Origin of the sequence: Sphingomonas hylomeconis, assembly GCF_025370105.1 — a bacterium.
GTDB classification, from domain to species: domain Bacteria; phylum Pseudomonadota; class Alphaproteobacteria; order Sphingomonadales; family Sphingomonadaceae; genus Sphingomonas; species Sphingomonas hylomeconis.
In genome coordinates this window covers 1-26550 of the sequence record NZ_JANQBK010000016.1, presented here as the reverse complement: position 1 = coordinate 26550, position 26550 = coordinate 1, and the positions used below count along the sequence as shown (strand labels likewise).

30 protein-coding genes, 1 tRNA gene and 1 pseudogene are annotated in these 26550 nt (G+C 67.2%); 18 read left to right on the top strand and 14 right to left on the bottom strand.

The features are described 5' to 3' along the window. Positions 1–114: 114 nt before the first annotated feature. From NV401_RS16160 to NV401_RS16145, 4 genes are read right to left on the bottom strand one after another with little or no spacing between them, the layout of a single operon-like run. Positions 115–1023 carry a hypothetical protein gene (locus NV401_RS16160; protein ID WP_261295480.1) on the bottom strand — a complete coding sequence of 303 codons (909 nt, stop codon included), beginning with the start codon at positions 1021–1023 and terminating at the stop codon, positions 115–117. Beyond that, a complete protein-coding gene (locus NV401_RS16155) occupies positions 972–1313 on the bottom strand; it encodes an MmcQ/YjbR family DNA-binding protein (protein ID WP_261295479.1) in 342 nt (113 codons plus the stop codon). Before NV401_RS16155 ends, NV401_RS16160 begins: the two co-directional genes overlap by 52 nt. Further along, positions 1310–2689 (bottom strand): serine hydrolase domain-containing protein, encoded by a 1380-nt coding sequence (locus tag NV401_RS16150; protein ID WP_261295478.1) that lies wholly within the window; start codon positions 2687–2689, stop codon positions 1310–1312. The genes NV401_RS16155 and NV401_RS16150 overlap by 4 nt, the downstream gene beginning before the upstream one ends. Continuing rightward, entirely contained in the window at positions 2670–3989 is a 1320-nt protein-coding gene (locus NV401_RS16145) for a replication-associated recombination protein A (protein ID WP_261295477.1), read from the bottom strand. Before NV401_RS16145 ends, NV401_RS16150 begins: the two co-directional genes overlap by 20 nt. Positions 3990–4194: 205 nt before the next feature. On the opposite strand from NV401_RS16145, the gene NV401_RS16140 reads away from it, so the two are divergent. Both NV401_RS16140 and NV401_RS16135 read left to right on the top strand, forming a co-directional pair. Next, positions 4195–4821: a PadR family transcriptional regulator gene (locus tag NV401_RS16140; RefSeq protein WP_380816490.1), complete on the top strand. Its 627-nt coding sequence runs from the start codon at positions 4195–4197 to the stop codon at positions 4819–4821. Next, complete coding sequence (locus NV401_RS16135; protein WP_261295476.1) at positions 4818–5135, top strand: DUF2218 domain-containing protein; 318 nt, start codon at positions 4818–4820, stop codon at positions 5133–5135. Before NV401_RS16140 ends, NV401_RS16135 begins: the two co-directional genes overlap by 4 nt. Before the next feature lie 31 nt (positions 5136–5166). Here NV401_RS16135 and NV401_RS16130 read toward each other — a convergent pair whose 3' ends face one another. Next, on the bottom strand, positions 5167–6312 hold the full coding sequence (locus tag NV401_RS16130) for a glycosyltransferase family 4 protein (protein WP_261295475.1): 1146 nt from the start codon (positions 6310–6312) through the stop codon (positions 5167–5169). 68 nt (positions 6313–6380) lie between these two features. Between NV401_RS16130 and NV401_RS16125 the strand changes: the two genes are divergently transcribed. From NV401_RS16125 to NV401_RS16100, 6 genes are all read left to right on the top strand, one after another. Next, positions 6381–7091: a glutathione S-transferase family protein gene (locus tag NV401_RS16125; RefSeq protein WP_261295474.1), complete on the top strand. Its 711-nt coding sequence runs from the start codon at positions 6381–6383 to the stop codon at positions 7089–7091. A gap of 103 nt (positions 7092–7194) precedes the next feature. After that, positions 7195–8571 carry a DNA repair protein RadA gene (radA, locus tag NV401_RS16120; RefSeq protein ID WP_261295473.1) on the top strand — a complete coding sequence of 459 codons (1377 nt, stop codon included), beginning with the start codon at positions 7195–7197 and terminating at the stop codon, positions 8569–8571. A gap of 59 nt (positions 8572–8630) precedes the next feature. Continuing rightward, positions 8631–9200, top strand: a complete 570-nt coding sequence (locus NV401_RS16115; protein ID WP_261295472.1) for a CvpA family protein — start codon at positions 8631–8633, stop codon at positions 9198–9200. After that, the gene (locus NV401_RS16110; protein WP_261295471.1) at positions 9197–9634 is read left to right on the top strand and encodes an iron-sulfur cluster assembly scaffold protein; all 438 of its coding nucleotides are present in this window, start codon (positions 9197–9199) and stop codon (positions 9632–9634) included. Before NV401_RS16115 ends, NV401_RS16110 begins: the two co-directional genes overlap by 4 nt. Next, positions 9634–11397: a cation:proton antiporter domain-containing protein gene (locus NV401_RS16105; protein WP_261295470.1), complete on the top strand. Its 1764-nt coding sequence runs from the start codon at positions 9634–9636 to the stop codon at positions 11395–11397. The genes NV401_RS16110 and NV401_RS16105 overlap by 1 nt, the downstream gene beginning before the upstream one ends. Beyond that, positions 11394–11723: a DUF423 domain-containing protein gene (locus NV401_RS16100; RefSeq protein WP_261295469.1), complete on the top strand. Its 330-nt coding sequence runs from the start codon at positions 11394–11396 to the stop codon at positions 11721–11723. Before NV401_RS16105 ends, NV401_RS16100 begins: the two co-directional genes overlap by 4 nt. 34 nt (positions 11724–11757) lie before the next feature. On the opposite strand, the gene NV401_RS16095 is transcribed toward NV401_RS16100, so the two are convergent. The 4 genes from NV401_RS16095 to NV401_RS16080 all read right to left on the bottom strand — a co-directional run bounded on the left by NV401_RS16095 (position 11758) and on the right by NV401_RS16080 (position 13833). After that, positions 11758–11940: a hypothetical protein gene (locus tag NV401_RS16095; RefSeq protein ID WP_261295468.1), complete on the bottom strand. Its 183-nt coding sequence runs from the start codon at positions 11938–11940 to the stop codon at positions 11758–11760. 71 nt (positions 11941–12011) lie between these two features. Beyond that, entirely contained in the window at positions 12012–12161 is a 150-nt protein-coding gene (locus NV401_RS16090) for a DUF2256 domain-containing protein (protein WP_261295467.1), read from the bottom strand. Then, positions 12161–13261: a 3-dehydroquinate synthase gene (gene aroB / locus NV401_RS16085; protein ID WP_261295466.1), complete on the bottom strand. Its 1101-nt coding sequence runs from the start codon at positions 13259–13261 to the stop codon at positions 12161–12163. Before aroB ends, NV401_RS16090 begins: the two co-directional genes overlap by 1 nt. Beyond that, complete coding sequence (locus NV401_RS16080) at positions 13258–13833, bottom strand: shikimate kinase (RefSeq protein ID WP_261295465.1); 576 nt, start codon at positions 13831–13833, stop codon at positions 13258–13260. The genes aroB and NV401_RS16080 overlap by 4 nt, the downstream gene beginning before the upstream one ends. Positions 13834–13916: 83 nt before the next feature. Here NV401_RS16080 and NV401_RS16075 point away from each other — a divergent pair, with 83 nt between their 5' ends. The 4 genes from NV401_RS16075 to NV401_RS16060 are packed head-to-tail and all read left to right on the top strand — an operon-like array spanning position 13917 to position 17724. Continuing rightward, a complete protein-coding gene (locus tag NV401_RS16075) occupies positions 13917–14054 on the top strand; it encodes a hypothetical protein (protein WP_261295464.1) in 138 nt (45 codons plus the stop codon). Next, entirely contained in the window at positions 14035–15840 is a 1806-nt protein-coding gene (locus NV401_RS16070) for a hypothetical protein (protein ID WP_261295463.1), read from the top strand. The genes NV401_RS16075 and NV401_RS16070 overlap by 20 nt, the downstream gene beginning before the upstream one ends. Continuing rightward, a complete protein-coding gene (locus tag NV401_RS16065; protein WP_261295462.1) occupies positions 15837–16766 on the top strand; it encodes a tyrosine recombinase in 930 nt (309 codons plus the stop codon). Before NV401_RS16070 ends, NV401_RS16065 begins: the two co-directional genes overlap by 4 nt. 10 nt (positions 16767–16776) lie before the next feature. Further along, positions 16777–17724 carry an acetyl-CoA carboxylase carboxyltransferase subunit alpha gene (locus tag NV401_RS16060; protein ID WP_261295461.1) on the top strand — a complete coding sequence of 316 codons (948 nt, stop codon included), beginning with the start codon at positions 16777–16779 and terminating at the stop codon, positions 17722–17724. A gap of 92 nt (positions 17725–17816) precedes the next feature. Here NV401_RS16060 and NV401_RS16055 read toward each other — a convergent pair whose 3' ends face one another. Beyond that, a complete protein-coding gene (locus tag NV401_RS16055) occupies positions 17817–17993 on the bottom strand; it encodes a Flp family type IVb pilin (protein ID WP_261295460.1) in 177 nt (58 codons plus the stop codon). Positions 17994–18111: 118 nt separating this feature from the next. Next, the gene (locus tag NV401_RS16050; RefSeq protein ID WP_261295459.1) at positions 18112–18297 is read right to left on the bottom strand and encodes a Flp family type IVb pilin; all 186 of its coding nucleotides are present in this window, start codon (positions 18295–18297) and stop codon (positions 18112–18114) included. 52 nt (positions 18298–18349) lie between these two features. Here NV401_RS16050 and NV401_RS16045 point away from each other — a divergent pair, with 52 nt between their 5' ends. Then, positions 18350–18757, top strand: coding sequence for a (deoxy)nucleoside triphosphate pyrophosphohydrolase (locus NV401_RS16045; protein ID WP_261295458.1), 408 nt, complete (start codon positions 18350–18352; stop codon positions 18755–18757). Between the two features lie 137 nt (positions 18758–18894). Here NV401_RS16045 and NV401_RS16040 read toward each other — a convergent pair whose 3' ends face one another. Next, positions 18895–19233 carry a hypothetical protein gene (locus NV401_RS16040; protein WP_261295457.1) on the bottom strand — a complete coding sequence of 113 codons (339 nt, stop codon included), beginning with the start codon at positions 19231–19233 and terminating at the stop codon, positions 18895–18897. On the opposite strand from NV401_RS16040, the pseudogene NV401_RS18820 reads away from it, so the two are divergent. Continuing rightward, a pseudogene (locus NV401_RS18820) lies at positions 19118–19669 on the top strand (phosphatase PAP2 family protein); the annotation flags it as partial. The gene NV401_RS16040 and the pseudogene NV401_RS18820 overlap by 116 nt on opposite strands. A gap of 174 nt (positions 19670–19843) precedes the next feature. Here the strand turns inward: NV401_RS18820 and NV401_RS16035 are convergent. Beyond that, positions 19844–19917: transfer RNA gene (locus tag NV401_RS16035), tRNA-Cys, on the bottom strand. Positions 19918–20094: 177 nt separating this feature from the next. On the opposite strand from NV401_RS16035, the gene NV401_RS16030 reads away from it, so the two are divergent. From NV401_RS16030 to NV401_RS16015, 4 genes are all read left to right on the top strand, one after another. Further along, on the top strand, positions 20095–20757 hold the full coding sequence (locus NV401_RS16030) for a protein-L-isoaspartate O-methyltransferase family protein (RefSeq protein ID WP_261295456.1): 663 nt from the start codon (positions 20095–20097) through the stop codon (positions 20755–20757). A gap of 9 nt (positions 20758–20766) precedes the next feature. Continuing rightward, positions 20767–22275: a TolC family outer membrane protein gene (locus NV401_RS16025; protein ID WP_261295455.1), complete on the top strand. Its 1509-nt coding sequence runs from the start codon at positions 20767–20769 to the stop codon at positions 22273–22275. Between the two features lie 51 nt (positions 22276–22326). Beyond that, positions 22327–22854 (top strand): DUF2497 domain-containing protein, encoded by a 528-nt coding sequence (locus tag NV401_RS16020; RefSeq protein ID WP_261295454.1) that lies wholly within the window; start codon positions 22327–22329, stop codon positions 22852–22854. 166 nt (positions 22855–23020) lie between these two features. Continuing rightward, positions 23021–25057 (top strand): S9 family peptidase, encoded by a 2037-nt coding sequence (locus tag NV401_RS16015; protein WP_261295453.1) that lies wholly within the window; start codon positions 23021–23023, stop codon positions 25055–25057. Between the two features lie 39 nt (positions 25058–25096). On the opposite strand, the gene NV401_RS16010 is transcribed toward NV401_RS16015, so the two are convergent. Continuing rightward, entirely contained in the window at positions 25097–26428 is a 1332-nt protein-coding gene (locus NV401_RS16010; protein WP_261295452.1) for a cell wall hydrolase, read from the bottom strand. Positions 26429–26550: the final 122 nt, after the last annotated feature.

Here is a 26550-nt window from a genome sequence, read left to right as displayed (position 1 = left end):
AAAGAAACCGCGGAAATCGGCGGTTTGCCCATATCCCGCCTGACCTTCGCATCGTCAAGAAAAAATGCCGGTGGAAGCGCGGCCCTGCACGGCGGCGGACTTACGTGCGCAGGGTCAGCTGACCCCGAAGGTCCAGCCCTCGGTCCGCGCGAGCGCCGCGGTCAGCTGGGCGGGATGCCATAGCGCGGCGCGGTCGGCGGCCGTGCGCAGCCAGGAGGCGGTGAGGATCGCATCGCTGCTGTGATCGTCGATCGCCCCGTCGCCCGCCACGGTCGCGCTGCCGATTGCGGCCAGGGCGGCGTTGAGCTCGGCGATCGTCCGCATCTTCGAGCGACCGCGCGGCCGGCCCGCCGCGATCGCGGCGATGCTGGTGTAGATTTCGACGATCAGCGATCCCGTCGCCGATTCGTCGAACGGCCAGATCGGTAGCGTGTCCTGCAGGCGATGCAGCACGCGCATGCCGGTCAGGCTGGATTTGCCGACCTGCGACGCACCGACGAGATTGAGGTTGCTGTAGGGATTGAGCCCCTGCAGCCGTTGCGCTTCCTCCGTCACGCGCAGCCGGCCGCGGCCGTCGAAGAATTCGCCCTTGCGCCCGCCATGGCGGCGGAAGTGCCGCGCGGCTTCGGCATGATCGACGAAGCTGCTGGCGGAAAGATGCGGATCATCGGTGCAGATCCGCTCGATCAGCGCCCACAGGCCGCGGGCATCGGCCGGGCTCTCCGCCCAGCCCGGGAAGAAGGCGCCGCGATCGGCGAACGGCAGCGAGGGGCCAAGATCGAGACCGACCAGCGTGTCCGCGGGCATGGCATGCTGCAGCCACTCGAGCACCTTGAGGCGCGACCAGCCGCCGTCCGGCACCAGCAGGGTCGGCGCGTCGGCGCCAATGCGGCAGATCGCGACGGCGATCCCCTTCTGTCGCGCGCCGACCGCGCCGGACCAGTCGATCGCGGCGAAATGGGTGAAGCGGCTCAGGGGCGGTCGCCGAACGCCAGCCGTTGCGCCTTGCTCGCCCGGTCCCACCAGGCGCGGCGGATGACGTCGCACACGCGCTGGGGATCGGCCGAACCGTAGCGCACGAGCAGGCCGGGCCAGTTGGCGTAATGCGGCGTCTGCCAGAAGGTATCGGGATCGGTTTGCAGCAGGATCGCCTTTTCGCCATGCGGCGACATGACGTGGAAGCTCCCCGCTTCGCCGCCGGGTGAGACGAACGCCTTCTTGTTCACCTTGGGGCAGGGGGTGCCGTAGAACGGATCCATATAGGTATCGGGCAGGGTAAGCGCGAAGCCGACGACCGCGGCCCAGTCGTTCACTTGGTCGCCGCCGCCACATCGGCGGCGAACCTGGCAATGTCGAACCGCGCCGCGCCGGGATCCTCGCCGCGCCGCACGACGACGAGCTGCTGCGACGGAATAACCATGATATACTGCCCGCGATTACCCTGCGCCGCATAGCTGCCCTCGGGCAGGCCTTGCGTCGGGCCGAACAGCCACAGCGTCGCGCCATAGCCCGGGCCGTTCTCGGGCTGTGGGCCGGAGGGCGTGGTCATGTACTTCATCCAGCCGGCAGGCAGCATGCGCCGGCCGGCCCACACACCGTCCTGGAGCCAGAACTGGCCGAGCCGGGCAAAGTCGCGCGCCGTGCTCCACACCTGGCTGGACAGCACGTAATTGCCATGCCAGTCGCGTTCGGCGATCGTGTGATCCATGCCGAGCGGCGCGAATAGCCGGTGATCGGCATAGTTTTCCGGCTGTTCGTCAGGGTTCGTCGCCATCAGCAACTGCGCGACGAGCAGGATATCGTTATTGGCATAGCGGAAGCGTGTGCCGGGCCTGGCCTCGAGCGGCCAGGCGATGGTTTCCTCGTCGACGGGGACACCGCCGAAATAGATCGCATCCGTGCGGTTGCCGGCAGTGTCGCTGTGCAGGCCGGATCCCATGCGCAACAGATTGTCGAGCGTGATCGCCGCGCGGGGATCAGGCAGGCGCAGCGACGGCATGTGCCAGGTGAGAATATCGGCCGGCGCCTCGACCCTGACCTCGCCGGCCTTTACGGCCATGCCCGCCAACGTGCCGGTGATGCTCTTGGCGACCGACCAGGTGCGGTTGGCGGTGAACGGCCCGAAGCCCGGTGCGTACCGTTCGGCAACGAGTTTTCCGTTGCGCAATACGACCACGCTCACCGTTTCCGCGCCCGAGCCGTAACTGGCACGGTCGAACGCGCGGGCGACGGTGGCATCCAGCACGGGGGCGGGCAGTGACGCGATGCCGCCATCGCCCTGCGGCCACCGCGCGGCGCTGCCGGGGCGCGGCTGTGGTCGATGGAGGCTGAACGACGTCACGGCGAGCGGATCACTGCCGGGCGGGAGGATCGTGCAGCCGTCATTCGCCTGCCAGCGCGCCACGCGGGGCGGCATGGCGGGGGCATAGGCAACCGCAACGCTGACGCGCCCTTCATCGATCGCAACCGGCAGGGTCGGCACGAGCGCGTCATATTCCGGATAGATGCCCTTCAGCTCCAGCGCCTCGACGTCCGCCTGGCGGCGCCCGGCGTTGAACATCGCCGAGCACAGGGTCAGCGCCTTGTATCCGGCGGCGATCTGCCGCTGATAGAGCGTCGGCGTGGCCGGTTGCGCCGCGACCGGTGCGGCGAGCGACAGCGCGATCAAGCTAAGAACCGTTCTGTGCATCGCGCATCTCCTGCCACCACGCCATCCGTTCGCCGATGCGCTTTTCCATGCCGCGCCCGGTCGGCTCGTAGAAGGTCTGCGGGGTCATGTCCGCCGGCCAGTAATTGGCGCCGGAGAACCCCTCCTCGGTATCGTGATCATAGGCATAGCCCTTGCCGTAGCCGATCTCCTTCATCAGCTTGGTGGGGGCGTTGAGGATATTGTCGGGCGGCATCAGGCTGCCGGTTTCCTTGGCCGAGCGCCACGCCGCCTTCTGCGCCTTGTATGTCGCGTTCGATTTGGGGGCGGTGGCGAGATACAGGCAGGCCTGCGCGATCGCCAGTTCGCCCTCCGGGCTGCCGAGGAAATCGTAGGTATCCTTGGCGGCGATGCACTGGACCAGCGCCTGCGGGTCGGCGAGGCCGATATCCTCGACCGCCGCGCGGGTCAGCCGGCGCAGCAGGAACAGCGGTTCCTCGCCGGCGGTGAGCATGCGCGCGAGATAATAGAGCGCGGCCTGCGGATCGCTGCCGCGGATCGATTTATGCAGCGCGCTGATCAGGTTGTAATGCCCCTCGCGATCCTTGTCGTACACCGCGACCCGGCGCTGCAGGAAGGCGGACAGGCCGGCGGGATCGAGCGGTTCGGGCAGGTCGACCGAGAACAGGGTTTCCGCCTGGTTGAGCAGGAAGCGGCCGTCGCCATCGGCCTGCGCAACCATCGCGTCGCGCGCGGCCGGGGTAAGCGGCAGCGGGCGGCCTTCGGCCTTCTCGGCGCGATCCAGCAGCAGCGTCAGCGCAGCGGCGTCGAGCCGATGCAGGATCAGCACCTGCGCGCGGCTGAGCACGGCAGCGTTGAGCTCGAACGAGGGATTCTCGGTGGTGGCGCCGACCAGCGTGACGGTGCCGTCCTCGACATAGGGCAGGAAACCGTCCTGCTGCGCGCGGTTGAAGCGGTGGATCTCGTCCACGAAAAGCAGCGTGCGCTTGCCAATGCGGGCGTGCTCGCGCGCCTCGGCGAACGCCTTTTTGAGATCGGCAACGCCGGAGAAGACGGCGGAGATGGCGACGAAGCGCAGGTCCACAGCGTCGGCGAGCAGCCGCGCGATCGTTGTCTTGCCGGTGCCGGGCGGGCCCCACAGGATCATCGAGGACAATCGTCCGGCGGCGACCATCCGGCCGATCGCGCCGTCCGGACCGGTGATATGATCCTGCCCGACGACTTCCGACAGGTCGCGAGGGCGCAGGCGGTCGGCGAGCGGCGCGTTCTCCGGCGGTGCCGTAACGGCGGGAGGATCGAAGGGTGCGAAAAGATCGGCCATTGCGCGGAAGATAGGCGCGGTACGCTGTCCTAACCAGCCGTCATCCTGACGAAAGTCAGGATCCATCGCGCCCCATACCCGCCGTCAGTGAGGCGCTATGGATCCTCACTCTCGTCAGGATGACGAAAAATCATCGGGTGGGGTCTTGCGCAAAACAATCTAAGATATATCTTCAGCATATCGAATTGGTAAAAGGACGATTCTCATGATGATTTTTGAAAGCGTTGGCCGTGGTTGCCATGGCCGTCGCGAGCGGCATGGCATGCGGCATGGCGGGTTCGGCGGGCGCGGCGGCTTCGGCGCCGGCGGGTTCAGCGTGCGCTGGGGTGGCGACGATGACGGGCGTGGGCCCGGGCGAGGCCCGGGACGCGGGCGGCGGATGTTCGATTCCGGCGAGCTGCGGCTCGTGCTGCTCAAGCTGATCGCGGAGCAGCCACGCCATGGCTACGACTTGATCCGCGAGATCGAACAGCGCAGCAGTGGCGCCTACGCCCCGAGCCCGGGCGTGATCTATCCGACGATCACCATGCTCGACGATATGGGCATGATCGAGGAGCAGAAGGCGGAGGGCGCCAAGAAGCAGTTCGCGATCACCGTGGCGGGGCAGGCCTTGCTGACCGAGCGCGAGGCGGAGGTCGAGGCGCTGTTCGCGCGGCTGGCGGAAGTCGGCGCCGAGCGGCAGCGGACCGATGGCGGGCCGGTGCGGCGCGCGATGGGCAATCTGCGGCAGGTGCTGCACCAGCGGCTGAGCGAGGAGCTCGATGCCGATACGCTGCACGACGTGGCGGCCCTGCTCGACGAGGTCGCCCAGAAGATCGAGCGGCTGAAATGAGCGCGGTGAGCGCAAGCGCCTCGGTGCCGACCGCCGCGGGCAGCAAATATCTCCAGCAGCTGTGCAAGCATTGGCAGCACAATCTGGCGGTCGCGTTCACCCCCGATCATGGCACCGTCGTGTTTCCCAGGGATGCGCGCGGGGCGGACTGGCCGGCGGATGCGCTGGTGACGTTCGACGCCGGTGCGGACGCGCTGGCGGTGCGGATCGATGCCTCGGCCGAGGGGCAGCTGGACGCGTTGAAAGGGGCGGTGGCGCGGCATCTGGACCGCTTTGCGTTTCGCGAAGCACCGCTGACGTTCGATTGGCGGTAGCGTCCATTTCCCTCTCCCGGTGGGAGGGAAATTACGCCCGCCGCTTCAGCACCGCGAGATAGGCGTCGATCACGCTCTCATTGGCCTTGTCCCACTGATAGCCCGCCGCCTTGGCGTGGCCTGCCGCGCCCGCCGCGCGGCGGGCCTCGTCGTTTTCCACGAACGTGGCGATCGCATCGGCATAGGCGGTCACATCGCGCGGCGGGACGAGGTAGCCATCGACGCCGTCCTCGATCAGATCGACCGCGCCGGTCGCGCGTGCGGCCACCACCGGAACGCCGCAGGCCATCGCCTCGGTCGTGACGTTGCCGAACGTCTCGGTGACGGACGGGTTGAAGAACACGTCCATCGAGGCGACTGCGCGCCCAAGATCGTTGCCCGACAGGAATCCGGCGAAGATCGCGTCGTGCGCGCGTTCGGCGAACCACGCCTGCGCCGGCCCCTTGCCGACGATCAGCACCTTGTGTGCGACGCCGCGACGCTTGAGCTCGGTGACCACGTCGGCGAACACGTCGAGCCCCTTTTCCTTCACCAGCCGGCCGAGAAAGCCGACCACTTTGTCGGCATCGGCGATGCCGAGTGCGCGGCGCCAGGCGAGATCGCGGCGCTCGGGCTTGAAACGATCATGATCGATCCCGCGCGACCAGATGCCGATCGGGGTGGTGACGCCCCATTCGTGCAATAAGGTGCGGATGCTCGGGCTGGGCACGACGACCTGATCGACGCGGTTGTAGAAGCGCGTCAGGAGACGGATCATCAGCGGTGCGATGCCGCCCAGGCCGTAATAGCGCGGATAGGTTTCGAATCGCGTGTGCAGCGAGGCGACCGAACAGATGCCGTGGCGGCGCGCATAACTGACGGCGCGGTGACCGAGCAGTTCGGGCGCGGAGACATGGATGATGTTGGGCGCGAACGCCGCGATATCGCGGCGGATCGCGGCGGGCAGGCCGCGCGCGAACTTGTATTCGGCGCGGCCCGGCAGCTTGATCGCCGGCACGCTGACCAGATCGCCGGCTGGCGCGAAGGCGGGGCGGCGGCTGGTCGGCGAATAGACGCGCACCGTCACGCCGCGGGCAAGGAGATGGCGAACGAGCAGGTTCAGCGCCTGATTGGCGCCATCCCGCGTGTAATTGTAATTGCCGCTGAAGATGGCGACACGGATATCCGTCGGCTGCATGGTGCGCGGGGGCATAGCGAATGCCAAGCGACGTGACTATCTCTCGACCAATCAAGGAGAGTTTCGCGATGACCGACCTGTCGAATTTCCCGATCACGGCACGCTGGCCCGCGGCGGATCCGACGCGGATCCAGCTCTATTCGCTGCCCACCCCCAATGGCGTGAAGGCGGCGATCATGCTGGAGGAAACCGGCCTGGCCTATGAGCCGCATCTGGTGGATTTCGCCACGAACGATCAGAAATCGGACGCGTTCGTGTCGCTCAATCCCAATGGCAAGATTCCGGCGATGATCGATCCGGACGGGCCGGGCGGGCAGCCGCTGGCCTTGTTCGAAAGTGGCGCGATCCTGCTTTATCTAGCGGAGAAGACAGGGAAGTTTCTCGGCGAGGGGCCGGCCGACCGCTGGCATGCGACGCAGTGGCTGATGTTCCAGATGGGCGGCGTGGGGCCGATGTTCGGGCAACTCGGCTTCTTCAACAAGTTTGCCGGCAAGGACTGGGAGGATAAGCGGCCGCTGGGACGCTATGTCGACGAGGCCAAGCGGCTGCTCGGCGTGATGGACGCGGTGCTCGCGGGGAAGACGTGGTTTCTGGGCGAGGCCTATTCGATCGCGGATATCTCGATGATCGGCTGGGTCAACAATCTGATCACCTTCTACGAGGCGCGCGACCTGGTCGGGTTCGATGATTTTCCCAATGTCGGCGCATGGCTGGAACGCGCGCTGGCGCGGCCGGCGGTGCAGCGGGGTTTGAAGATCCCGGCACGCGCCTGGACGTGATACTCTAGCCCGTTCCTTATCAGGGAAGGAAATTCGGTCGCATACGCGGCGTGCGTCCTTGCGGGTGTTCCCCTCTCGTTCTCTTTCTGCTACGCCGGTCGGCATGGCAAAACCCCAGAAACGCTATGTCTGCCAATCGTGTGGTTCGGTGTCGCATCGCTGGGCGGGGCAGTGCGCGGATTGCGCGGAATGGAACACGCTGGTCGAGGAAGCGGGTGGCGGCACCGTTACGCCGTTCCAGGCCAAGCATAATCTGCAATCGGGCGGACGGTCGTTCCAGCTGGTCGGGCTGGATGCGGAGATCGCGCTGCCCGAACGGATGGCAAGCGGGATCGCCGAATTGGACCGGGCGCTCGGCGGCGGGTTCGTTGAAGGATCGGCGACACTGATCGGCGGCGATCCGGGGATCGGCAAATCGACCCTGCTGCTGCAGGCGGCGGCGAAGATGGCGCTGGCCGGGCGGTCGGTGGCCTATGTCTCGGGCGAGGAGGCGGCGGACCAGGTGCGGTTGCGCGCGCGGCGGCTCGGGCTCGGTAATGCCCCCGTGCAGCTGGCAGCGGCGACCTCGACGCGCGATATCCTGACCACGCTAGGGCAGGGCACGCCACCCGACCTGCTGGTGATCGATTCGATCCAGACGATGCACAGCGACCTGATCGAGGGCGCGCCGGGGACGGTGAGCCAGGTGCGCGCCTCGGCGCAGGAACTGATCCGCTTCGCCAAGGAGCGCGGCACCGCGGTGGTGCTGGTCGGCCATGTCACCAAGGACGGCTCGATCGCGGGCCCCCGCGTGCTCGAACATATGGTCGATACGGTGCTGAGCTTCGAAGGCGAGCGCAGCCATCAATATCGCATCCTGCGGGCGATCAAGAACCGTTTCGGCGGGACGGATGAGATCGGCGTGTTCGCGATGGTCGCGGAAGGGCTGGCGGAGATCGCCAATCCGTCGGCGCTGTTCTTGACGCAGCGTGACGAGGGCGTGACCGGGACGACGGTGTTCCCGGCGCTGGAGGGCACGAGGCCGGTGCTGGTCGAGATCCAGGCCTTGGTCGTGCGGCTGGCGAGCGGCGCGACGCCCAGGCGCGCCGTGGTCGGCTGGGATTCGGGGCGACTGGCGATGGTGCTGGCGGTGCTCGAGGCGCGATGTGGCCTGAGTTTCTCGACCTCGGAAGTGTATCTCAACATCGCGGGGGGATACCGCGTGCAGGATCCCGCGGCGGATCTGGCGGTGGCCGCAGCGTTGGTCTCCGCGCTGAGCGAACGGCCGGTGCCAGTGGACGCGGTGGCGTTCGGCGAGATCGCGCTGTCGGGCGAATTGCGCCCGGTGGCGCATGGCGCGCTCAGGCTCAAGGAAGCGGGCAAATTGGGCTTCGAGCGCGCGCTGGTGCCATCGGCGCTGGTCGGCGAGAAGACGCCGCTCAGCCTGACCGGGTTCAAGACGCTCGGCACGTTCGTCGATCATATGCTCGGGCGTGGCTAGCGCCGCCGCACTCCCGCCTCTATCTGTCTGGCACTTGGCTCGGGGCTTAAGGCAGACGCATGGGACTATCCGCACTCGACATTCTCGTTCTGATCGCCGTGCTGGGTGCGGCGGGGCTCGGGCTGATGCGTGGCTTCGTGACGGAAGTGCTGGCGCTGTTCGCTTGGGTGGCGATCGTGTTCGCGGTGAAGCTGTTCCATACGCCGATCGCGGCGGCCCTTTCCGGTGTGGTCGGCACGGTATCGGGCGCGGCGGTGCTGGCCTTCGCGCTGATCGCCGGGATCACCTATTTCGCCGGGCGGATGGTCGCCAACGCGATCGGCGAGCGCACGCGCACCTCGGTCTTGGGGCCGCTCGATCGCGCGCTCGGCTTCGGGTTCGGCGCGATCAAGGGACTGATCCTGTCGAGCCTGCTGTTCCTGCTCGTCGTGCTGGTGACCGATACGATGGGCGGCGGACCGTCGCAGCGGCCCACCTGGCTGACGCAATCGCGCACCTATCCGTTGCTCAACGCGACCAGCGCGAGCATCGCCGATTTCGTCGATCGCCGGCGCAAGGGGCAGCCGGTGTTCGGGCCGCGTGACGCGGCGCGCAGTGGTGACAACAGCATATCGGCGGCACGGCCATGAACGCTCCCCTCTACAATACCGAGATCCTGCGGCTTGCCGCGACCATCCCGCATCAGGCGAGACTGGCCGAGCCGATGGGCTCGTCGGAAAAGCGCTCGCCGATCTGTGGCAGCCGGGTGACGGTGGATATCAATCTCGGAGATGACGGCCGAGTGCGCGAGGTCGGCATGCTGGTGCGCGCCTGCGCGCTGGGGCAGGCCTCGTCCTCGCTGCTGGCGGCCGAGGTGATCGGCAAATCGCCCGAAGAACTCGCCGCGGCGCGCGATGCGCTGTCCGCCTGGCTGGCAGGAGAGGATGGCCTGCCCGCGTGGGCGGGCTTCGATCTGTTTCAGCCCGCCTTGCCGCATAGCGCGCGCCATGCCTCGATCCGCCTGGCGTTCGAAGCGGCGGCGGAAGCGGCGGCACAAGCGCAGAGCGCACGGGAAACGATCTGATGGATCATGCAACGACCTCGCTGCTGCGCGATGCAGTGATGCTGCTCGGCTTCGGCCTGGTATTCGTTCTGATCTTCCGGCGCCTGGGGCTCGGCGCGACTTTGGGCTATCTCGTCGCCGGCGCTGTGGTCGGGCCGCACGTACTGGGACTGGTCGGCGATGCCGAGGCGAAGATCGGCGTGGCGGAGCTCGGTATCACGCTGCTGCTGTTCATCGTCGGGCTCGAGCTCAATCCCACGCGCCTGTGGCGGATGAAGCAGGAGATTTTCGGGCTCGGTGCGCTGCAGGTGGTGCTGTGCGGCGTGGCGATCTCGCTGGTCGTGTGGGCGGCGACGCGCTCGTCGATCGCCGCGGCGCTGGCGCTGGGCCTGCCACTGGCATTGTCCTCCACCGCGCAGGTGCTGCCGATGCTGCAATCGGCCGGGCGCATGCGCACGCCGTTCGGCGAGCGGGCCTTCTCGATCCTGCTGTTCCAAGATCTGTCGATCGTGCCGCTGATCACGATCGTCGCGGTGATGTCACGCAATCCGGCCGATGCCGCCGGGCCCCCGGGCTGGCTGCTGTTCATCTATACCGTGATCGCGATCGTCGGGCTGATCCTGGCCGGGCGCTTCATCTTGCGCCCGCTGTTCCGCATCATCGGCAATATGGGCGAGCGCGAGATGTTCGTGTTCGCGGGCCTGTTCACGGTGATCGCGAGCGCGGCGATCATGGAATCGCTCGGCCTGTCGACCGCGCTCGGCGCGTTCGTCGCCGGCGTGATGCTGGCGGACAGCCCCTACCGGCATGAGCTCGAGGCGGATGTCGAGCCGTTCCGGTCGATCCTGCTCGGCCTGTTCTTCCTCGCGGTCGGCATGATGCTGGATCTCGGCGCGATCGCCGATCGGCCGTTGTTCGTCGTCGGCATGGCGCTGGCGTTGATCACGACCAAGGCGCTGATCATCTTCGGCATCGCGATGGCCTTCAAGATGAAGTGGCGTGGCGCACTCGCGCTCGGCCTGCTGCTCAGCCAGGGCGGCGAGTTCGGCTTCGTGCTGTTCGCGCAGGCGCAGAATGCGCTGTTGATCGAGCCGCAGGCGGCCAGCCTGTTCGGCGCGATCGTCACGCTGTCGATGGCGACGACGCCGTTCCTGATGATGATCACCAGCCGGATTCGCGCCGAGCCGATCGACAGCAGCGATCGCGAAGGGCCGATGGCGGACGGCGCGAACGCGCTGATCGTCGGTTATGGGCGGTTCGGCCAGACCGTCGCGCAGATGCTGATCGCGCAGGGCGTGCCGGTGACGCTGATCGATACCGATATCGAGATGATCGATATCGCCCAGGGATTCGGCGCGAAGGTCTATTACGGCGATGGCACGCGCATGGACCTGCTGCGCCAGGCGGGCGCGGCCGAGGCTGAACTGATCATGTTCTGCATCGATGGCGATCAGCTGAGCGCGGAACTGATCGACGGGGTGCACGAGGCGTTTCCGAAGGCAAAGATTTTCGTCCGCGCGTTCGATCGGCGCGCTCTGCTCAAGCTTAAGGATTCGCACGCCGATGGCGTGGTGCGCGAGGTGCTGGAATCGGCGGTGAAGATGGCGCGGATCGCAATGCGCGGGATCGGCATCGACGAGGGCGAGATCAATCGCAGCGAGGAGCATTACCGCGCGCGCGACAAGGAGCGTCTGAAAATTCAGCATGAAGCCGGCGATCTGCGCGCGGCGCGCGACCAGATCCTCACGCAGGACAAGCGACCCGATCTGGAGCAAGCGACGTGAACTGGATCGTGCTGGTGGCCGCGCTGTCAGGAGCGCTGGCGGTGGGGGCGGGGGCGTTCGGCGCGCATGGCGCGAGCGGGGCGGCGGTCGAGTGGCTCAAGACCGGCGCACAGTATCAGCTGCTGCATGCGGTGGCGGCGCTGGCGGTGCTGCGGCTGGATGCCCGGGGACCGGCATGGCTGTTCCTGATCGGCGGGCTGATCTTTGCCGGAACGTTGTATCTGATGGCGCTGGGACTGCCGCGCTGGCTGGGGGCGGTGACGCCGATCGGCGGGGCGCTGCTGATTGCGGGCTGGCTGTGGCTCGCCTGGACGGCAACGCGCTGAGAAGGCGCCCCGGCCCAAGCCGGGGCGTATTCGGTCATTCGGCGACGTCGATTTCCTCGACATCTTCCTCGAGCTGGTCTTCGATCGCCTCCGCGATGATATCGAGCTGCTCGGCGGTCGCGGTAAGCTCGAGCGTCTCGCCGGCATCATCCTCGATGTGCAGCGTGTAGCCGTCGTCGGCGGGCTCGATCGTGAAGCGGGAGAGTGCCTTGGCCATGGGGCGGTCCTTTGATGGGGAAGGGCCGGCCTTAACGCGCGGAGCGGAGCCCGTTTCCACCAAGGCGGTGGTTATTTCTCGGCCTTGGTGCGGCGACAGCGTTCGGAGCAGTAGATCACGCTGTCCCAGTCGCGTTCCCACTTCTTGCGCCAGGCGAACGGGCGCTGGCAGACCGGGCAGGTCTTGCTCGGGAGGTCGGCTTTGGCAACGCCCCGCGGCATTACCGCGGCTGCGCGTCGAGGAACGCGGTGACCTTCGCCAGATCGACCGTCTTGTCGACGTAGGTCTCGCCGATCCCGCGCGCGAGCAGGAAGGGGAGGGTGCCGGCATTCATCTTCTTGTCGTGCATCATGTGCGCGACAAGTTCGTGGCCGCTTTGCGTGCTGCGCACTGCGGCGAGTCCGTTGGGCAGGCCGATCGCCGCCAGGTGCGTGCGGACGCGTTCGGCGTCGGCGGGTGGGGCGATGCCTTGCGCGGCGGAAAAGCCGTAGGCCAGCGCCATGCCGGCGGCGACGCCTTCGCCGTGGAGCAGCGTATCGGAAAAGCCGGCTTCCGCCTCCAGTGCGTGGCCGAACGTATGGCCGAGGTTGAGCAGCGCGCGGCGGCCCTTGGTCTCGAATTCATCCTCCCCGACGATGCGCGCCTTGGCGGCGATGCTGTGGCTGATGGCACAGCTGCGCGCGTCGGCGTCGCCGGCAATCAGCGCGGCGGCGTTCGATTCGCACCAGGCGAAGAATGCGGGATCGTCGATCAGGCCGTATTTCACCACTTCGGCATAGCCGGCACGGACCTGTCGCGCAGGCAGCGTATCGAGCGTGGTGGGATCGACCAGCACGAGCGCGGGCTGGTGGAACGCGCCGACCAGATTCTTGCCGGCCTTTGAGTTGATCGCCGTCTTGCCGCCGACCGAGCTATCGACCTGCGCGAGCAGGGTAGTGGGAACCTGCACGAAGCCGCAGCCGCGCTTGAGGATCGCGCAGGCGAAGCCGACCAGATCGCCGATCACCCCGCCGCCCAAGGCAACGACGTGATCGCCCCGCTCGACACCCAAGTCCAGCAAGCGATCGGTGAGCGTCTCCAGCATCGCCCAGCTCTTGCTGCTCTCACCCGGCGGCAGCACGATCGCCTCGCTCTGCACCACGGCGGCGGCAAGCGACGCCTGCAGCGTAGCGAGGTGCGGGCGGACATTCTCGTCCGTGACGATCACCATCGTGCGGCCGCGCGACAGTGGCGCGAGATGGTCGCCGGCGCGCGCGAGCAGCCCGTTCTCGACGATGACGTCATAGCTGCGCGCGCCGAGCGAGACGGGAATGACGGTCATAGGCCAAGCGCCTTCAGAATCTGGGAAACGGTATGTTCGTGCGGCGCATGGTGGCTGGCGACGCGAATCGGGGCGAGCGCATAGATCGGGTTGCGCACGCGGGCGAGCTCCATCAGCACGGCACGGGGGTCCTTGCCGCGCAGCAGCGGACGCGTGTCGCGCCGCTTGACGCGATCGGCCAGGATCGCGGTATCGGCATCGAGCCAGATCGCCAGCGCCTGATCGAGAATCAGCGCGCGCGTGCCTTCGTGAATAAACGCGCCGCCGCCGGTGGCGATCACCTTGGGGGTGCCATCGATCAGCCGCGCGATCACGCGGCGCTCGCCATCGCGGAAATGCGCTTCGCCGAATTTTTCGAAGATGTCGGCGATCGACATGCCGGCGGCGGCCTCGATCTCGGTATCCGCGTCGACGAAGGGCAACTGGAGGCGCGCGGCGAGGCGGCGTCCCACGGTCGATTTGCCCGCGCCCATCAGCCCGATCAGCACGATCGGCCGGCCGGCATAGGCCGCGGAAACCGGGCCCTTGGCCGGATCGTGCGGCGGATCGTCTGGATGGTGGCTTTGCAACATGGCGGGCGGGCTATACAGCGACCCTGCGTCTGCGGCAAAAGGCGTCTGCCGCCGCATCCACATTTGTTCGCACAGGGTTTTTCATGTCTCGTCTGGTGGTTACGCTTATCGTCGTCGTGGTTCTCGTGGTGGGCGGGCTGTTCGTCCTGTCCGGCATGGCCCATGAAAAGCCTCCGGTCCGCGTCGAGAAAGCGGTGCCGCTTGCGAATCTCTCGAACTAAGGTCGCGCTCGGCGCGCTGGCCGTCTGCCTGTTCGGCGCCGGCATGGCGCTGGGACAGGACAGCCCCGAATCGCTGCTGCCGCCGGGCTTCGACGAGCCGGTCGCGCCGTCGGGCGCACCGCCGCGTCCGCGTGCGACGCCCGCATCGGGGCCGGGCCTGACGCTCAGTCCGTCGACGCTGGGGCTGCCAGCGACGCCGCAGCCCGTGCCCAGCCCGACGCCGACTCCGCTCGATCCCGCCGCCATGGCGGCGCTGGCGGCGGCGCAGGCCGCGCAGGCCCAGCGCTATGAAATGCCCGATTATGCCCGGCGCTCGCTCGCCACGGTGGGCGTGGCCGGGCCGGCGGACGGCGCGCTGGGGCCGGACGCGTTTCGCGGTGTCGACGGCATCTATCTTGAGACGCTGATGCGCCGGCTGAACGCGCCGATCGCGTCGCGCTGGCTGTCGATCGCGCTGCGGCGCACGCTGGTATCGCGAATCGATACGCCGGCGCGCGTCGGCGGGGCCGACTTTGCCGCAGAACGGGCCTGGCTGCTTGTGCGGATGGGCGAGGCAGTGGCGGCGCGTGCCGTGGTGCAGGCGGTCGATTCGGACAATTACACGCCCAAGCTCTACCAAGTGGCGATGCAGACCGCGCTGGCGACAGGCGATCCCGGGCAATTGTGTCCGCTGGTCGGCAGTGCCGACGCGGCGCAGGAGCGTGGCTGGGTTATCGCGCGCGGAATCTGCACGGGGCTTGGCGGCGAGGCCGCCGCACCGATCCTCAAGACACTCGAAAAGCAGGGCGTGGCACGTGGCGTCGACATGCTGCTGGCGCGCAAGGTCGCTGGCATGGGGGCGAGCGGGCGGCAGGCGATCACGATCGAATGGGACGGCGTCGATCAGTTGACCGCGTGGCGCTATGGCCTGGCGACGGCAAGCGGCACCGAGATTCCCGATGCGATGGTGCAGACCGCGGGGCCGCAGGTGCAATCCTGGCGGGCACTGTCCCCCATGCTGGAGGTGCGGCAGCGGATCGCGCCGGCCGAATATGCGGCGGTGCGCGGCGTGCTGTCCAATGCCGCGTTGGTCGATCTCTATGGCGCGATCGACGGCGAAGACGATCAGGCGCGCGCGGAATATGCGGTCGGGCGCGATCTGCGCACGGCCTATAATGCGGCGACGCGGGGCGAACGCGTGGCCGCGCTGGCCGGCTTGTGGGGCGAAGGCAAGACGCCGGATGCGCGGTATGCACGGATGATCCTGACCGCCCGTGCGGCGGCGCGCCTGCCGACGGATACGCAGGAAGTGGACATGAACCGTCTGGTCGCCTCCATGCTCAGCGCTGGGCTGGATCGCACCGCGCTACGCTGGCAATCGCGCGCGACCGCGGGCAGCGACGCCTGGGCAATGCTTGCGTTGGCCGATCCCGAGGTGTCGCGACGCTATCGTGCGGGGGACATCAACGATTATGCGCCGGCCGGGGACAATGCGACGCTGAAGGAGAAGCTGTTCTTCGCCGGGATGGCCGGGCTGGGGCGCATGAGCCCGGGCGAGGCATCGAGCGCGGCGGGATCGCTCGACGTGCCGATCGGTACGGAGAATGGCTGGACGCGGGCGATCGATCGCGCCGCGCGGGCGAACCAGCCGGGGCTGGTGATCGTGCTGGCCGCAATCGGCATGCAGACCAGCGACTGGCGCGGCGTGCCGCCCGAAGTATTGTACCGCGTGTGCAACGCGCTCAGGCTGGTGGGGCTGGGCGGCCAGGCGCGGATGATCGCCACCGAGGCGATCGCGCGGCTTTGAGCGAGCATCCCGATCATGTCCTGATCGAACGGTTTCTGGAGATGATGGCGGCCGAGGCGGGGGCAGCGAAGAACACGATCGCGGCCTATCGCAGCGACCTGTCCTTGGCGTCCGACTTTCTCGAACGTCGGCTGGCTGCGGCGTCGGTCGTCGAATTGTCGCGGCTGGGTGCGCATTGGGCGACGTTGTCGCGCGCCAGTGTGGCGCGGAAATCGGCCGCGCTCCGGCGGTTCTTCGCGTTCCTGGCCGACGAGGGATTGCGGCGCGACGATCCCGGCAGCGCATTGCCGCGACCGGGGGCGCAACGCGCGCTGCCCAAGACGCTTGATCATGGCGACGTCGACCGGCTGTTCGCTGCGATCGCGGCGCGGATCGCCCGCGATCCGCGCGATCCGAACGACCTCCGGCTCGCAGCGCTGGTCGAACTGCTCTACGGCTCGGGCCTGCGCGCCACCGAACTGGTCTCGCTGCCGCGCAATGCGATCGCGCCCGACCGGCCCTATCTGATCCTGCGCGGCAAGGGCGGGCGCGAGCGGCTGGTGCCGATTTCGGACCGCGCGCGGGCGGCGGTCGCGGCGTGGCGCACGCAGGTCGCGGCCGAGCGCGCCTGGCTGTTCCCCTCGGGGAAGGCGCATCTGTCACGCGTGCGGCTGTATCAGTTGCTGAAGGGCTTGGCGGCGGAAGCGGGGATACCGCCCGAGCGGGTCAGCCCGCACGTGCTGCGCCATGCCTTCGCAACGCATCTGCTGGAAGGCGGGGCAGATCTGCGCGCGTTGCAGGCAATGCTCGGCCATGCCGACATCGCGACGACCGAAATCTATACCCATGTCGACAGCGCGCGGCTGGTCGACCTGGTCAACAGCCGCCACCCGCTGACCGACCAGGCGAACACTGCTTCAATTGACGGCAAGCGGCGGGGGCCTTAACCGCCCGGCCATGGCAAGCTTCCTCGATTTCGAAAAACCGATCGCCGACCTGCAGGGGCGGATCGACGAACTGCGCGAAACCGCCGCCGACGGCACGGTCGATATTGATGCGGAGATCGCCAAGCTGCAGGCGAAATCCGACAAGGCGTTGCGCGACACCTATGCCCGGCTGACGCCGTGGCAGAAGACGCAGGTCGCCCGGCACGGCGAACGACCGCATTTCAAGCATTATGTCGCCGGTCTGTTCGACGATTTCACCGTGCTGGCGGGCGATCGTGCGTTCGGCGATGATCAGGCGATCGTCGGTGGTTTCGCGCAGTTCCGCGGCACGCGCGTGATGGTGATCGGCCATGAAAAGGGCGACGACACGGCCAGCCGGCTGCGCCACAATTTCGGCATGGGCAAGCCCGAAGGCTATCGCAAGGCGATCCGCCTGATGCAGCTCGCCGATCGCTTCGGCCTGCCGGTATTGACGCTGGTCGACACGTCGGGCGCGTTTCCCGGCGTGCAGGCGGAAGAGCGCGGCCAGGCCGAGGCGATCGCACGCTCGACCGAGATGTGCCTGTCGCTGGGCGTGCCGATGATCGCGGCGGTGGTCGGCGAGGGCGGCTCGGGCGGCGCGATCGCGCTGGCGGCGGGCAACAAGGTGCTGATGTTCGAGCATGCCGTCTATTCGGTGATCTCGCCCGAGGGCTGCGCCTCGATCCTGTGGCGCACCGCCGACAAGGCGCCGGATGCGGCAGAAGCGATGAAGGTCACCGCGCAGGATCTGAAGGGGCTCGGCGTGATCGACACGATCGTGCCCGAACCGCTGGGTGGCGCGCATCGCGATCCGGCGCTGGCAATCGCCAGCCTCGGCGATGCGCTGCAGGACGCGCTCGGCGGGATGGGCAATATGGGGCCGGCCGAGCTACGTCGCGACCGGCGCGCCAAATTCCTCGCGATGGGCCGGCTGTAATCCACACATCTTAAGCGCGGCCCCCGGGGGCGGGCACGAAAAAGGCGGCGAAACCAAATTTCGCCGCCTTTCGTCGATTTGCAGCGTGGCTCTTACGTTGCAGCCTTACCGCCCATGCTCGTCGTCACGGTGCCGAACGTGGTCTTGAGCTGGTTGCCCAGGCCCTGCATTGCTGCGATGGCGGCGACGGCAATCAGTGCGGCGATCAGGCCGTACTCGATTGCGGTCGCGCCCTTGGAATTCTTGATGAAGTTACGAATCTTCTGCATGTCCGGTCTCCAATTGTGGCTTCAGTAACCCGGTCGAGCCGGAGAGCCGGATCGACATTCCTTGCCTAAGCGGTCCAGGTTGATGAAAACTTAAGCTGGTGAACTTTTCTGCATCGTATCAACGGCCGCCACTGGCGTGCACGACCTTCGTATTGACGCTGCCCCACATCGCCGTGGTGGTGTTCGCAACCTCGGTGAACGCGGCGATCATCGCGATGACGACCAAAGCTGCGATCAGCCCATATTCTATGGCGGTGCCGCCGGCCTGATCGCAGGCTAGCCGTTTGATGAAGCGTCCAATCATGCGGCGAGTCCCAGGTACATCCCCTCTTGCCCTAGCCAAGGATCGTTAACGAATGCCGAATTCAACAGCACTGTTCCCCGTTGTGGCGGCGGCGCTGATCGACGATGCCGGCCGCGTGCTGGTGCAGCAGCGCCCACCGGGTAAGCAGATGGCAGGACTGTGGGAGTTTCCGGGCGGCAAGGTCGAACCGGGCGAAAGCCCGGAAGCGGCGCTGGTGCGCGAACTGAACGAGGAATTGGCGCTTACCGTGGCGGCAGCCGACTTGTATCCGGTAACGTTCGCCAGCCAAGCGTTGAGCGGAAAGCATCTGGTACTCTTGCTATACGCCTGCCGGCGCTGGATCGGTACGCCTGCATTGCTCGATGCCGTGGCGCTGCAATGGGCAATGCCGGCCGAGTTGCGGCTATTGCCGATGCCGCCAGCGGACGCGCCATTCGTCGCAACGCTCGAACGGCTATAGGCAGAGCGCGCGCAGCACCGGGCGGTTTGCCAGACTTTAATCATTGTCACCGATGACGTCGGGATGATCGCCGCCCTCCGCCTACACGCCGCGCCGCGACCACAGCAGCGTGTCTTTGCGACGGAGCCGAGGCTGCTCTACATTTTCCTGGCATTGTCGGCGCTGACCATGCCGATCGGCCTTGTCGTCTCGGGGTTGAGGCTCGTGTCTGCCGAGTTTGGCATGGCGGGGGGCATCTTGGCGTTCATCGTCTGGTTCGCTTTGTGTCTGCGGCGACGCGGCATGGTGCGCATCGCAACCGCGCTGGAGGCATGGGCGGTATTCACCGCGTGCTGCCTGGTGATCACGCTATCGACATTTATGCTCGCAACGGGCCAACGGCCGTTCGTCGATGTCGCGCTCGCCGCTGCCGACCGGATGCTCCTGCCATGGTTCGACTGGCCGAGGACGATGCGCGCTTTCGCCAGGTCGGGCACCGCCGTGCGCGTTGCGAACGCCGTCTACGAAAGCATCCTCTGGCAACCGCAATCGGCGATCGTGCTGCTGTCGATGACGGTGGTACCAAGGCGGGTGTGGCATTTCGTGCTGTCCTGGACGTTGACGTTATGCCTGATCGTCGCCCTCTTCACGTTCCTACCGGCATTGGGCGCCTATGCGCATTTCGGAATCGCGGCGTCCGATGTCCCGGCCTTGCTCGACCCCACGCCGTGGCGGCAGCCCGAGATCCTTCACAGGCTGCGCGATGGCTCGCTGCGGGTCGTTAGCCTGGCCGAGTTGGACGGCATCATCACCTTTCCGAGCTTTCACGCTGCCGCAGCCGTCTTGCTGGGCTATGCATTCTGGACCATCCGCTGGTTGCGCTGGCCGTTCGCGCTGTTGAACGTGCTCATGCTGGCATCCGCCGTACCGGTCGGCGGACATTATATCGTTGATATCGTGGCGGGCATCGCCGTCGCGGCGGTTGGGATTTGGGCGTCCGAAGCAATGCTGAGCTTGAATGCTACTTGGGCGTCCAGGGTGTTTTCGGACTCCGCGATCGCTTTGCCGGCGACGCCACGATCCGGACGGGCCGCTGATGCGGCTGCTTGGAGGCCCGACCGGGAATCGAACCCGGGTGCGAGGATTTGCAGTCCTCTACGTCACCACTCCGCCATCGGGCCTCGATGAGCGAGGCGGCGGGATGCGGCGGGCGCGCCGCGCTGTCAACCTTCCCGCGATCATTTTAGCGCAACCAGGGCACATCGCTTGCTTGGCGCGAGCGTGGCGGCACGATACAAGCCAGTCGTATCAATTGGTGTGTTGCATGGCTAAAACAGCCGTGCGATGAGGGTGGCGTTATGACTGTAGAAACAATCGATTCGGCTGAAGCAATGCGGCACGCGATGGTCGCGAGCCAGTTGCGCACCAACGCGGTGAGCGATGCGCGCGTCGTCGCGGCGATGGCGCGCGTGCCGCGCGAAGACTATCTGCCGGCCGAGGCGAAGCAGATCGCCTACCGCGATACCGCGCTGCCGCTGGGGCGCGGACGCTTCCAGAACGTTCCGATCGCCACCGGGCGATTGCTGACCGAAGCGATGCTGCAGGCCACCGACCGCGTGCTGCTGATCGGCGCGGCGGGCGGCTATACCGCGGCGGTGTTGGCCGAGATCGTGACCTCGGTGACCGCCGTGGAAAGCGATCCGGCGCTTGCCGCGCTCGCCCGCACGGCGCTGGCCGCCCATGCCAACGTGACCGTGGTCGAGGGCGCGCTCGAGGCCGGCGCGGCGGAGGGCGGCCCCTACGATCTGCTGTTCGTCGACGGTTCGATCGAGAAAATCCCCGAGGCATTAATCGCGCAGGTCAAGCCCGGCGGCCGCGTGGTAGGCGGGGTCGCCGATCAGGGTGTCACGCGGCTTGCCGCGGGTCGCAAGACCGAGGGCGGCTTTGCGCTGCTGCCGTTCGCCGATATCGATTGCGTACCGCTGCCGGGATTCGCCCCGCCCAAATCCTTTACCTTCTGAAAGATGCCGATGCGCCGGACTTCCTTGCTCGCCGGAACCGCTCTGTTGCTGATCGCCGGACCGGCGGCGGCGGAGACGTTGAAGGACGCGTTGGTCAAGGCGTACAATACCAATCCCACGCTGACCGGTGCGCGCGCCAATGTCCGTGCGATCGACGAGAATGTGCCGATCGCGCGGGCGGCGGGCCGGCCGGCGCTCGATCTCTCCGGTGGCTATAGCGAAGCGGTGCTGCAGGGGCCGGGGACGAACAGCATCAACTCGCCGGATCGCTCGGCCACCGCTTCGACGCAATTGTCGGTGCCGATCTTCACCGGCGGCGCCGTGCGCAATTCGATCCGTGCGGCGGAAACGCGTGTCGATGCCGGCCGGCTTGGCCTGCGCGGGACCGAGGCGGATCTGTTTACCGCGGTGGTCGGCGCGTACATGGACGTGATTCGTGACGAGGCGATCGTCGGGCTCAACACGCAGAACGTTCGCGTGCTCGACGTCAACTTGCAGGCGAGCAACGATCGCTTCCAGGTCGGCGATTTGACGCGCACCGATGTCGCGCAGTCTCAGGCACGGCTCGCATTGGCGCGCGCGCAGTTGCAGACGGCGCAGGCGCGGCTGATCTCGAGCCGCGAAAATTACATTCGGTTGGTCGGAGACGCGCCGGGCGTGCTCGACACGCCCCCGCCCGTGCCCGGTGCGCCGTCCGGCGTGGATCAGGCGGTCGAGATCGCGTTGCAGGACAATCCTACATTGCTCGCGGCGCAGAAAACGCGTGACGCCACGGCGTTCGACATCAACGTGGCGCGGGCTGCACGGTCGCCGCGTGTCGGCGTGGTGGTCGGCGGCAATTACTTCAATTATCTCGGCTCGCTTGGGCAGGGCAGTGGCATCGCCGTCGGCAGCCAATCGGGCACCACCGGCAGCGCCGGCCTGTCGCTGACTCTGCCGCTGTTCCAGGGCGGCCGGCCGGCCGCGCAGGTGCGCCAGGCGCAGGCGCGACGCAGCCAGTCGATCGAGCAGGTGACCGAGGCCGAGCGCGCGGTGATCGCCAATACGCGTGCCGCTTATGCGGTATGGAAATCGTCCGAACAGGTGATCGCTTCGGCCGAAACCGCGGTGAGCGCCAACCGCCTGTCGCTGGAAGGCGTGCGCGCCGAGAATAGCGTGGGGAACCGGACTATCCTGGACATACTCAACGCCGAGCAGGAATTGCTCAATTCGCAGGTTACTTTGGTCACCGCGCGCCGTGATTCCTATGTCGCGCGCTTCGCGCTGCAGGCGGCGATGGGCCGCGCCGAGGCCGACGATCTCGGGCTCGACGGCGGGCCGCTGTACAATCCGGTGACCAATTACGACCGGGTGAAGAATCGCTGGTCCGACCGCGGCGGCGATCCCGAGCCGCAGCCCGTGGCCACGCGGACCAGCGACACGCGCGCGCAAGGGGCGGAAGTGACCCGCCCGCTCGACCCGATTCTCGACACGCCAGTTGACAGAGACGTGGTTAATCCCGCAAGCAGCCCGCAGTAAGGGCCGTTGTCGCGCGTGAGGCGCGGCACTCGCGGTTGATGGGATGTGTCGATGGGGGATATCAGCGCCGAACCGTCGATGGAGGATATCCTCTCATCGATCAAACGGATCATCGCCGAAGAGGGCGACTCGGCGGCGACCGCCGCGCGCGCGCGCAAGGCGCCGCGGATCCAGGCGCTGCCGCCGCGCCCCGACCTCGACGATTTCGGCCATGACGAGATCCTCGAACTGAGCGACCCAATGCGCGGCGACCAGGAAGACAGCATGCCCCAGCCTTACGCCTATGCGCCGACGCCGGCCGCGCCAGCGCCTGCGCCGTCAGCGGCCGCAGCCGCAGCCGCAGCGGCACCCGAAGAGGAACCGATTCTGTCGCCCCGGGCGACTCAGGCGACACGCGGGCCGCTCGAGGCACTGTCGCGGCTGATCGTGAAGCCCGAGGTTTCCGGTTCGGACACGCTGGAGGGCATGGTGCGCGAGATGATCCGCCCGATGCTGCGCGACTGGATGGACGCCAATCTGCCGAGCATGGTCGAGCAGATGGTCGCGCAGGAAATCGCCCGGATCACCAGCCAGCGCTGAGCCGGGCGGGGGGCTTCGCTCCCTGTCCCCAAACACAATCTGTTCCGCCGCGAAGGCGGAGTCCTGAGCCACGTACGATACCGCTTGAAACCCTGGGCTCCTGCTTTCGCGGGAGAACAAGCGGGCCGTTGCTCCGGTGGCCTGATCCGTTCTACATCTCGCCGCCATGAAGATGATCCTCTCCGCGAGTGTCCTCGCGCTCACCGCTGCCGCTTCCCCTGCCGCCGCCCGCCAACTCACCATCGACGATGTGATCGCCTTGTCGCGCGTCGCCGCACCGGTCGCCTCGCCGGACGGGCGCTGGCTGGTATGGCAGCAGCGCGAAACCGATCTCGCGGCGAACCGGGGCCGGTTCGACCTGTGGCGGCTCGATCTGTCCAGGAAGGGCGCCAAGCCCGAAAAGCTCGCGGCCGAAGCCGACGTCAACGAAACCAGCCCGCAAATGTCGAGCGACGGCACGACGATCTATTACCAGTCCGACAAGGGCGGCGACGATGCGATCTGGTCGATCGGCCTGGACGGCGCCAATGCAAGAAAGCTGACCGGCTTCCAGGGCGGCTTCGGCGGCTTCAAGGTCGCGCCGACCGGCGACAAGATCCTCGTCTGGGCCGATCGCAAGCCGGGCGCGCCGAGCCTCGCCCCGGCGATGGTCAAGAAGGATCCTTCGGCCGGCGAGGGGCGCACCTATGACCAGTTGTTCGTCAGGCATTGGGACACGTGGTCGAACGGCGATCGTTCGCAATTGTTCGTGCTGCCACTCGGCGCCGATGGCGCGGCGGGGGACGGCGTGGCGATCGTTGGCGCGCTGATCGGCGATGCGCCGTCCAAGCCGTTCGGCGGCGCCGAGGAAGTGGATTGGAGCCGCGACGGCAAGACCGTCTATTTCGCGCTGCGCGAGGCGGGGCGGATCGAGCCGCTATCGACCAACCTCGATATCTTTGCCGTGCCGGCGGATGGATCGGCCGCGCCGGTCAACCTGACTGCGGCCAACAAAGGCACGGACAATCTGCCGACCATCTCGCCCGACGGCCGGTTCCTCGCCTATTTCGCGATGGCGCGCGCCGGATTCGAGGCCGATCGGCAGGTGCTGATGGTGCGCGATCTGGCCAGCGGGCAGGTGCGCGCGCTGACGCAGGGCTGGGACCGCTCGGTCGCCTCGATCGCTTGGGGCCAGAACGGCAAGACGCTCTACGTCACCGCCGACGATACGCAGGAAACGCCGGCCTTTGCGGTCGATGCGGCGAGCGGCAAGGTCACGCGGTTGACGCAGCAGGGGCATATCTCGGGGCTCGTGCCGACCGCCAGGGGGCTGGTGTTCGCGATGAACAGCCTGACCGCGCCGGACGATTTCTATCGCCTGAGCGGCAAGAAGACGCAGCGGCTGACCGCGGTGAACGCGAGCAAGCTCGCCGGGATCGACATGCCGGTGGTGACGCGGTTCAGCTTTGCCGGCGCCAATAACGACACCGTCTGGGGCTATGCCGTGAAGCCCGCGGGCAGCACGGGCAAGGTGCCGGTGGCCTATATGGTGCATGGCGGGCCGCAGGGATCGAGCAACAACAGCTGGTCGTATCGCTGGAATCCGGCGGTGTTCGCCGGCGCCGGCTACGGGCTGGTGGCGGTCGATTTCCACGGCTCCACCGGGTACGGCCAGGCCTTCACCGATTCGATCAGCAACAATTGGGGCGGCTGGCCGCTCGAGGATCTGCAGAAGGGGCTGAAGGCGGCGACCGACAAGTTCGGCTGGCTCGATGCCGACAATGCCTGTGCCTTAGGCGCCTCCTATGGCGGCTATATGATGAACTGGTTCGAAGGCCAGTGGCCCGATCGCTTCAAATGCATCGTGCAGCATGACGGCGTGTTCGACGCGCGCGCCATGGCCTATGAAACCGAAGAATTGTGGTTCGACGAGTGGGAACACGGCGGCAAGGCCTATTACGAGGACCCGGCCGCGTTCGAGAAATGGAACCCGGTCAATCACGTCGATAAGTGGAAGACGCCGATGCTGGTGATCACCGGCGAGAAGGATTTCCGCATCCCCTACACGCAGGGGCTGGCGACGTTCTCCGCGTTGCAGCGCAAGGGCATCCCGTCGCGGCTGCTGGTCAATCCCAACGAGAATCACTGGGTGCTGAAGCCGAACAATTCGCGCCAATGGTATGGCGAAGTGCTTGGCTGGATGGACAAATATACCAGCAAATAGGCCGATCACGCCGCCCCGAGACCTGCTCGGGGCGGCGGATCAGCGCCCCGGCGCGGGCGTCGGCGTCGCCTGCGGCCGCGGCGGCATGGCGGTGATCTCGACGCGGCGGCGGACGCCGGTGAGTTCATCCACACTCTTGCTGACGGGCACGGCGACGCGCGACCCGGGCAGGTTCTCGAGCCGGAACGTCTCGGTCTGGCGCGCGACCGGCGCGAAGACCTGCAGCTTCATGCACTGGTTGGTATCGGCGCGCTTGATCTCGGCGCAGTTCCACAGCGCCTTTTCGTAGCCCCGCGCGCGATCGCGCAGATAGCTGAACGACATGGTAGCAATCTGCTGCGGGGTGATCGGCACGGCGCTCGGCGTGCGTGCCTTGTCCGCCCAGCCCATGAACTTGCAATAATCGCGGGTGCCGCACGCAGCGGTGGCAAGCGCGGCGAAGGCATCGGGCGGCAGCTTGGGATCGAGCGTGACAAGGAAGCTGTTGTCGTCGCTGGCGACCGGCGGGGGGACCGCGCCGGTGAGCAGCGCCGCCTGCGCGGTGACCGCCGCCGCCTCGTCGAGCGCGGCGCCCATGCGATGGGCGTCGGAATAGGCCGCGAGTTGCGCGATCACCGGTTCGCTCGGCGAAACTTCGCGGCGGAAGGCGGGCGGGGTGCCCCACCAGCCGGTCCAGCGGAAGAACAGATGGGTGCGGACCTTGGCGACCTTGTCGAGGCTCGACTGCCAATAGGGCACCACCCAATCGGTGTGATAATGCGTCGAATAGCCGACCGCGTCGAACACGCTGCCGCTCAGCGCCAGCGTCGCCGTCTCACGCGCGCGCTTCCAGGCGATGTCGGACCAGCGATGGCGCACCAGCGCACCGTCGCAGGTGAAGGTGAACTGGCAGCCGGTGCTGCGCTCCTGGCCCTGGAACACCACGTCGCAGATCGTCTTGGGGAAGGCGGGGTGGCGGGTGCGATTGATGATCACCTGGCCGACCGAGCGCTGCCCCAGCGTATCGTCACCCGCTTCGTAGAGCATCGCCGCGGCCATGCAGTCGATCGCGCGCGCCTTGTCCTCGTCGGTGCCGCCAAGGCGGAACGGACGCGCGGCCGGATTGGGATCGGTCGAGAAGGGGACACCGGCGTTGAACGTGCGCGCATCCTCGGGATCGAGATCCTGATAGGCGACCGGTTCGACCGGCGGCAGTTCGGCCGGGGGCACGACGCGTTGCGGACGCACGACGATGCGGCGGTGCGGCACGACCGGCGGCGCAAGGCTCACGACCAGCGCCGGGATCGCCACCGCGAGCAGCGCGATCAGCAGCAGCACGACTCGATAGGCCGGCGCGATCGGCGCGCGGTTGGCAGGGCGGGCAGGGATCATCGACGGCAAACTTCAGCGCGGCTCGCAAGCGAGCGGAAATCGGGACATGACGGCTCCTGCCACGGCGAGCGGCGGGCCATAGCCCAATATCGGCGAAAACGAAACGGCGTGGCCCCGGCGCG

What these genes read in the sequence shown, in the direction of transcription:
- NV401_RS16135 (WP_261295476.1), top strand. Translation starts at nt 4,818, where the DNA reads ATGAGCGCGGTGAGCGCAAGCGCCTCGGTGCCGACCGCCGCGGGCAGC.
- radA (WP_261295473.1), top strand. Translation starts at nt 7,195, where the DNA reads ATGGCAAAACCCCAGAAACGCTATGTCTGCCAATCGTGTGGTTCGGTG.
- NV401_RS16060 (WP_261295461.1), top strand. Translation starts at nt 16,777, where the DNA reads ATGGCAAGCTTCCTCGATTTCGAAAAACCGATCGCCGACCTGCAGGGG.
- NV401_RS16105 (WP_261295470.1), top strand. Translation starts at nt 9,634, where the DNA reads ATGGATCATGCAACGACCTCGCTGCTGCGCGATGCAGTGATGCTGCTC.
- NV401_RS16145 (WP_261295477.1), bottom strand. Translation starts at nt 3,989, where the DNA reads ATGGCCGATCTTTTCGCACCCTTCGATCCTCCCGCCGTTACGGCACCG.
- NV401_RS16015 (WP_261295453.1), top strand. Translation starts at nt 23,021, where the DNA reads ATGAAGATGATCCTCTCCGCGAGTGTCCTCGCGCTCACCGCTGCCGCT.
- NV401_RS16140 (WP_380816490.1), top strand. Translation starts at nt 4,195, where the DNA reads ATGATGATTTTTGAAAGCGTTGGCCGTGGTTGCCATGGCCGTCGCGAG.
- NV401_RS16090 (WP_261295467.1), bottom strand. Translation starts at nt 12,161, where the DNA reads ATGCCGCGGGGCGTTGCCAAAGCCGACCTCCCGAGCAAGACCTGCCCG.
- NV401_RS16030 (WP_261295456.1), top strand. Translation starts at nt 20,095, where the DNA reads ATGACTGTAGAAACAATCGATTCGGCTGAAGCAATGCGGCACGCGATG.
- NV401_RS16010 (WP_261295452.1), bottom strand. Translation starts at nt 26,428, where the DNA reads ATGATCCCTGCCCGCCCTGCCAACCGCGCGCCGATCGCGCCGGCCTAT.
- NV401_RS16130 (WP_261295475.1), bottom strand. Translation starts at nt 6,312, where the DNA reads ATGCAGCCGACGGATATCCGTGTCGCCATCTTCAGCGGCAATTACAAT.
- NV401_RS16080 (WP_261295465.1), bottom strand. Translation starts at nt 13,833, where the DNA reads ATGTTGCAAAGCCACCATCCAGACGATCCGCCGCACGATCCGGCCAAG.
- NV401_RS16095 (WP_261295468.1), bottom strand. Translation starts at nt 11,940, where the DNA reads ATGGCCAAGGCACTCTCCCGCTTCACGATCGAGCCCGCCGACGACGGC.
- NV401_RS16045 (WP_261295458.1), top strand. Translation starts at nt 18,350, where the DNA reads ATGCCGAATTCAACAGCACTGTTCCCCGTTGTGGCGGCGGCGCTGATC.
- NV401_RS16125 (WP_261295474.1), top strand. Translation starts at nt 6,381, where the DNA reads ATGACCGACCTGTCGAATTTCCCGATCACGGCACGCTGGCCCGCGGCG.
- NV401_RS16025 (WP_261295455.1), top strand. Translation starts at nt 20,767, where the DNA reads ATGCGCCGGACTTCCTTGCTCGCCGGAACCGCTCTGTTGCTGATCGCC.
- NV401_RS16055 (WP_261295460.1), bottom strand. Translation starts at nt 17,993, where the DNA reads ATGCAGAAGATTCGTAACTTCATCAAGAATTCCAAGGGCGCGACCGCA.
- NV401_RS16110 (WP_261295471.1), top strand. Translation starts at nt 9,197, where the DNA reads ATGAACGCTCCCCTCTACAATACCGAGATCCTGCGGCTTGCCGCGACC.
- NV401_RS16050 (WP_261295459.1), bottom strand. Translation starts at nt 18,297, where the DNA reads ATGATTGGACGCTTCATCAAACGGCTAGCCTGCGATCAGGCCGGCGGC.
- NV401_RS16150 (WP_261295478.1), bottom strand. Translation starts at nt 2,689, where the DNA reads ATGCACAGAACGGTTCTTAGCTTGATCGCGCTGTCGCTCGCCGCACCG.
- NV401_RS16020 (WP_261295454.1), top strand. Translation starts at nt 22,327, where the DNA reads ATGGGGGATATCAGCGCCGAACCGTCGATGGAGGATATCCTCTCATCG.
- aroB (WP_261295466.1), bottom strand. Translation starts at nt 13,261, where the DNA reads ATGACCGTCATTCCCGTCTCGCTCGGCGCGCGCAGCTATGACGTCATC.
- NV401_RS16115 (WP_261295472.1), top strand. Translation starts at nt 8,631, where the DNA reads ATGGGACTATCCGCACTCGACATTCTCGTTCTGATCGCCGTGCTGGGT.
- NV401_RS16075 (WP_261295464.1), top strand. Translation starts at nt 13,917, where the DNA reads ATGTCTCGTCTGGTGGTTACGCTTATCGTCGTCGTGGTTCTCGTGGTG.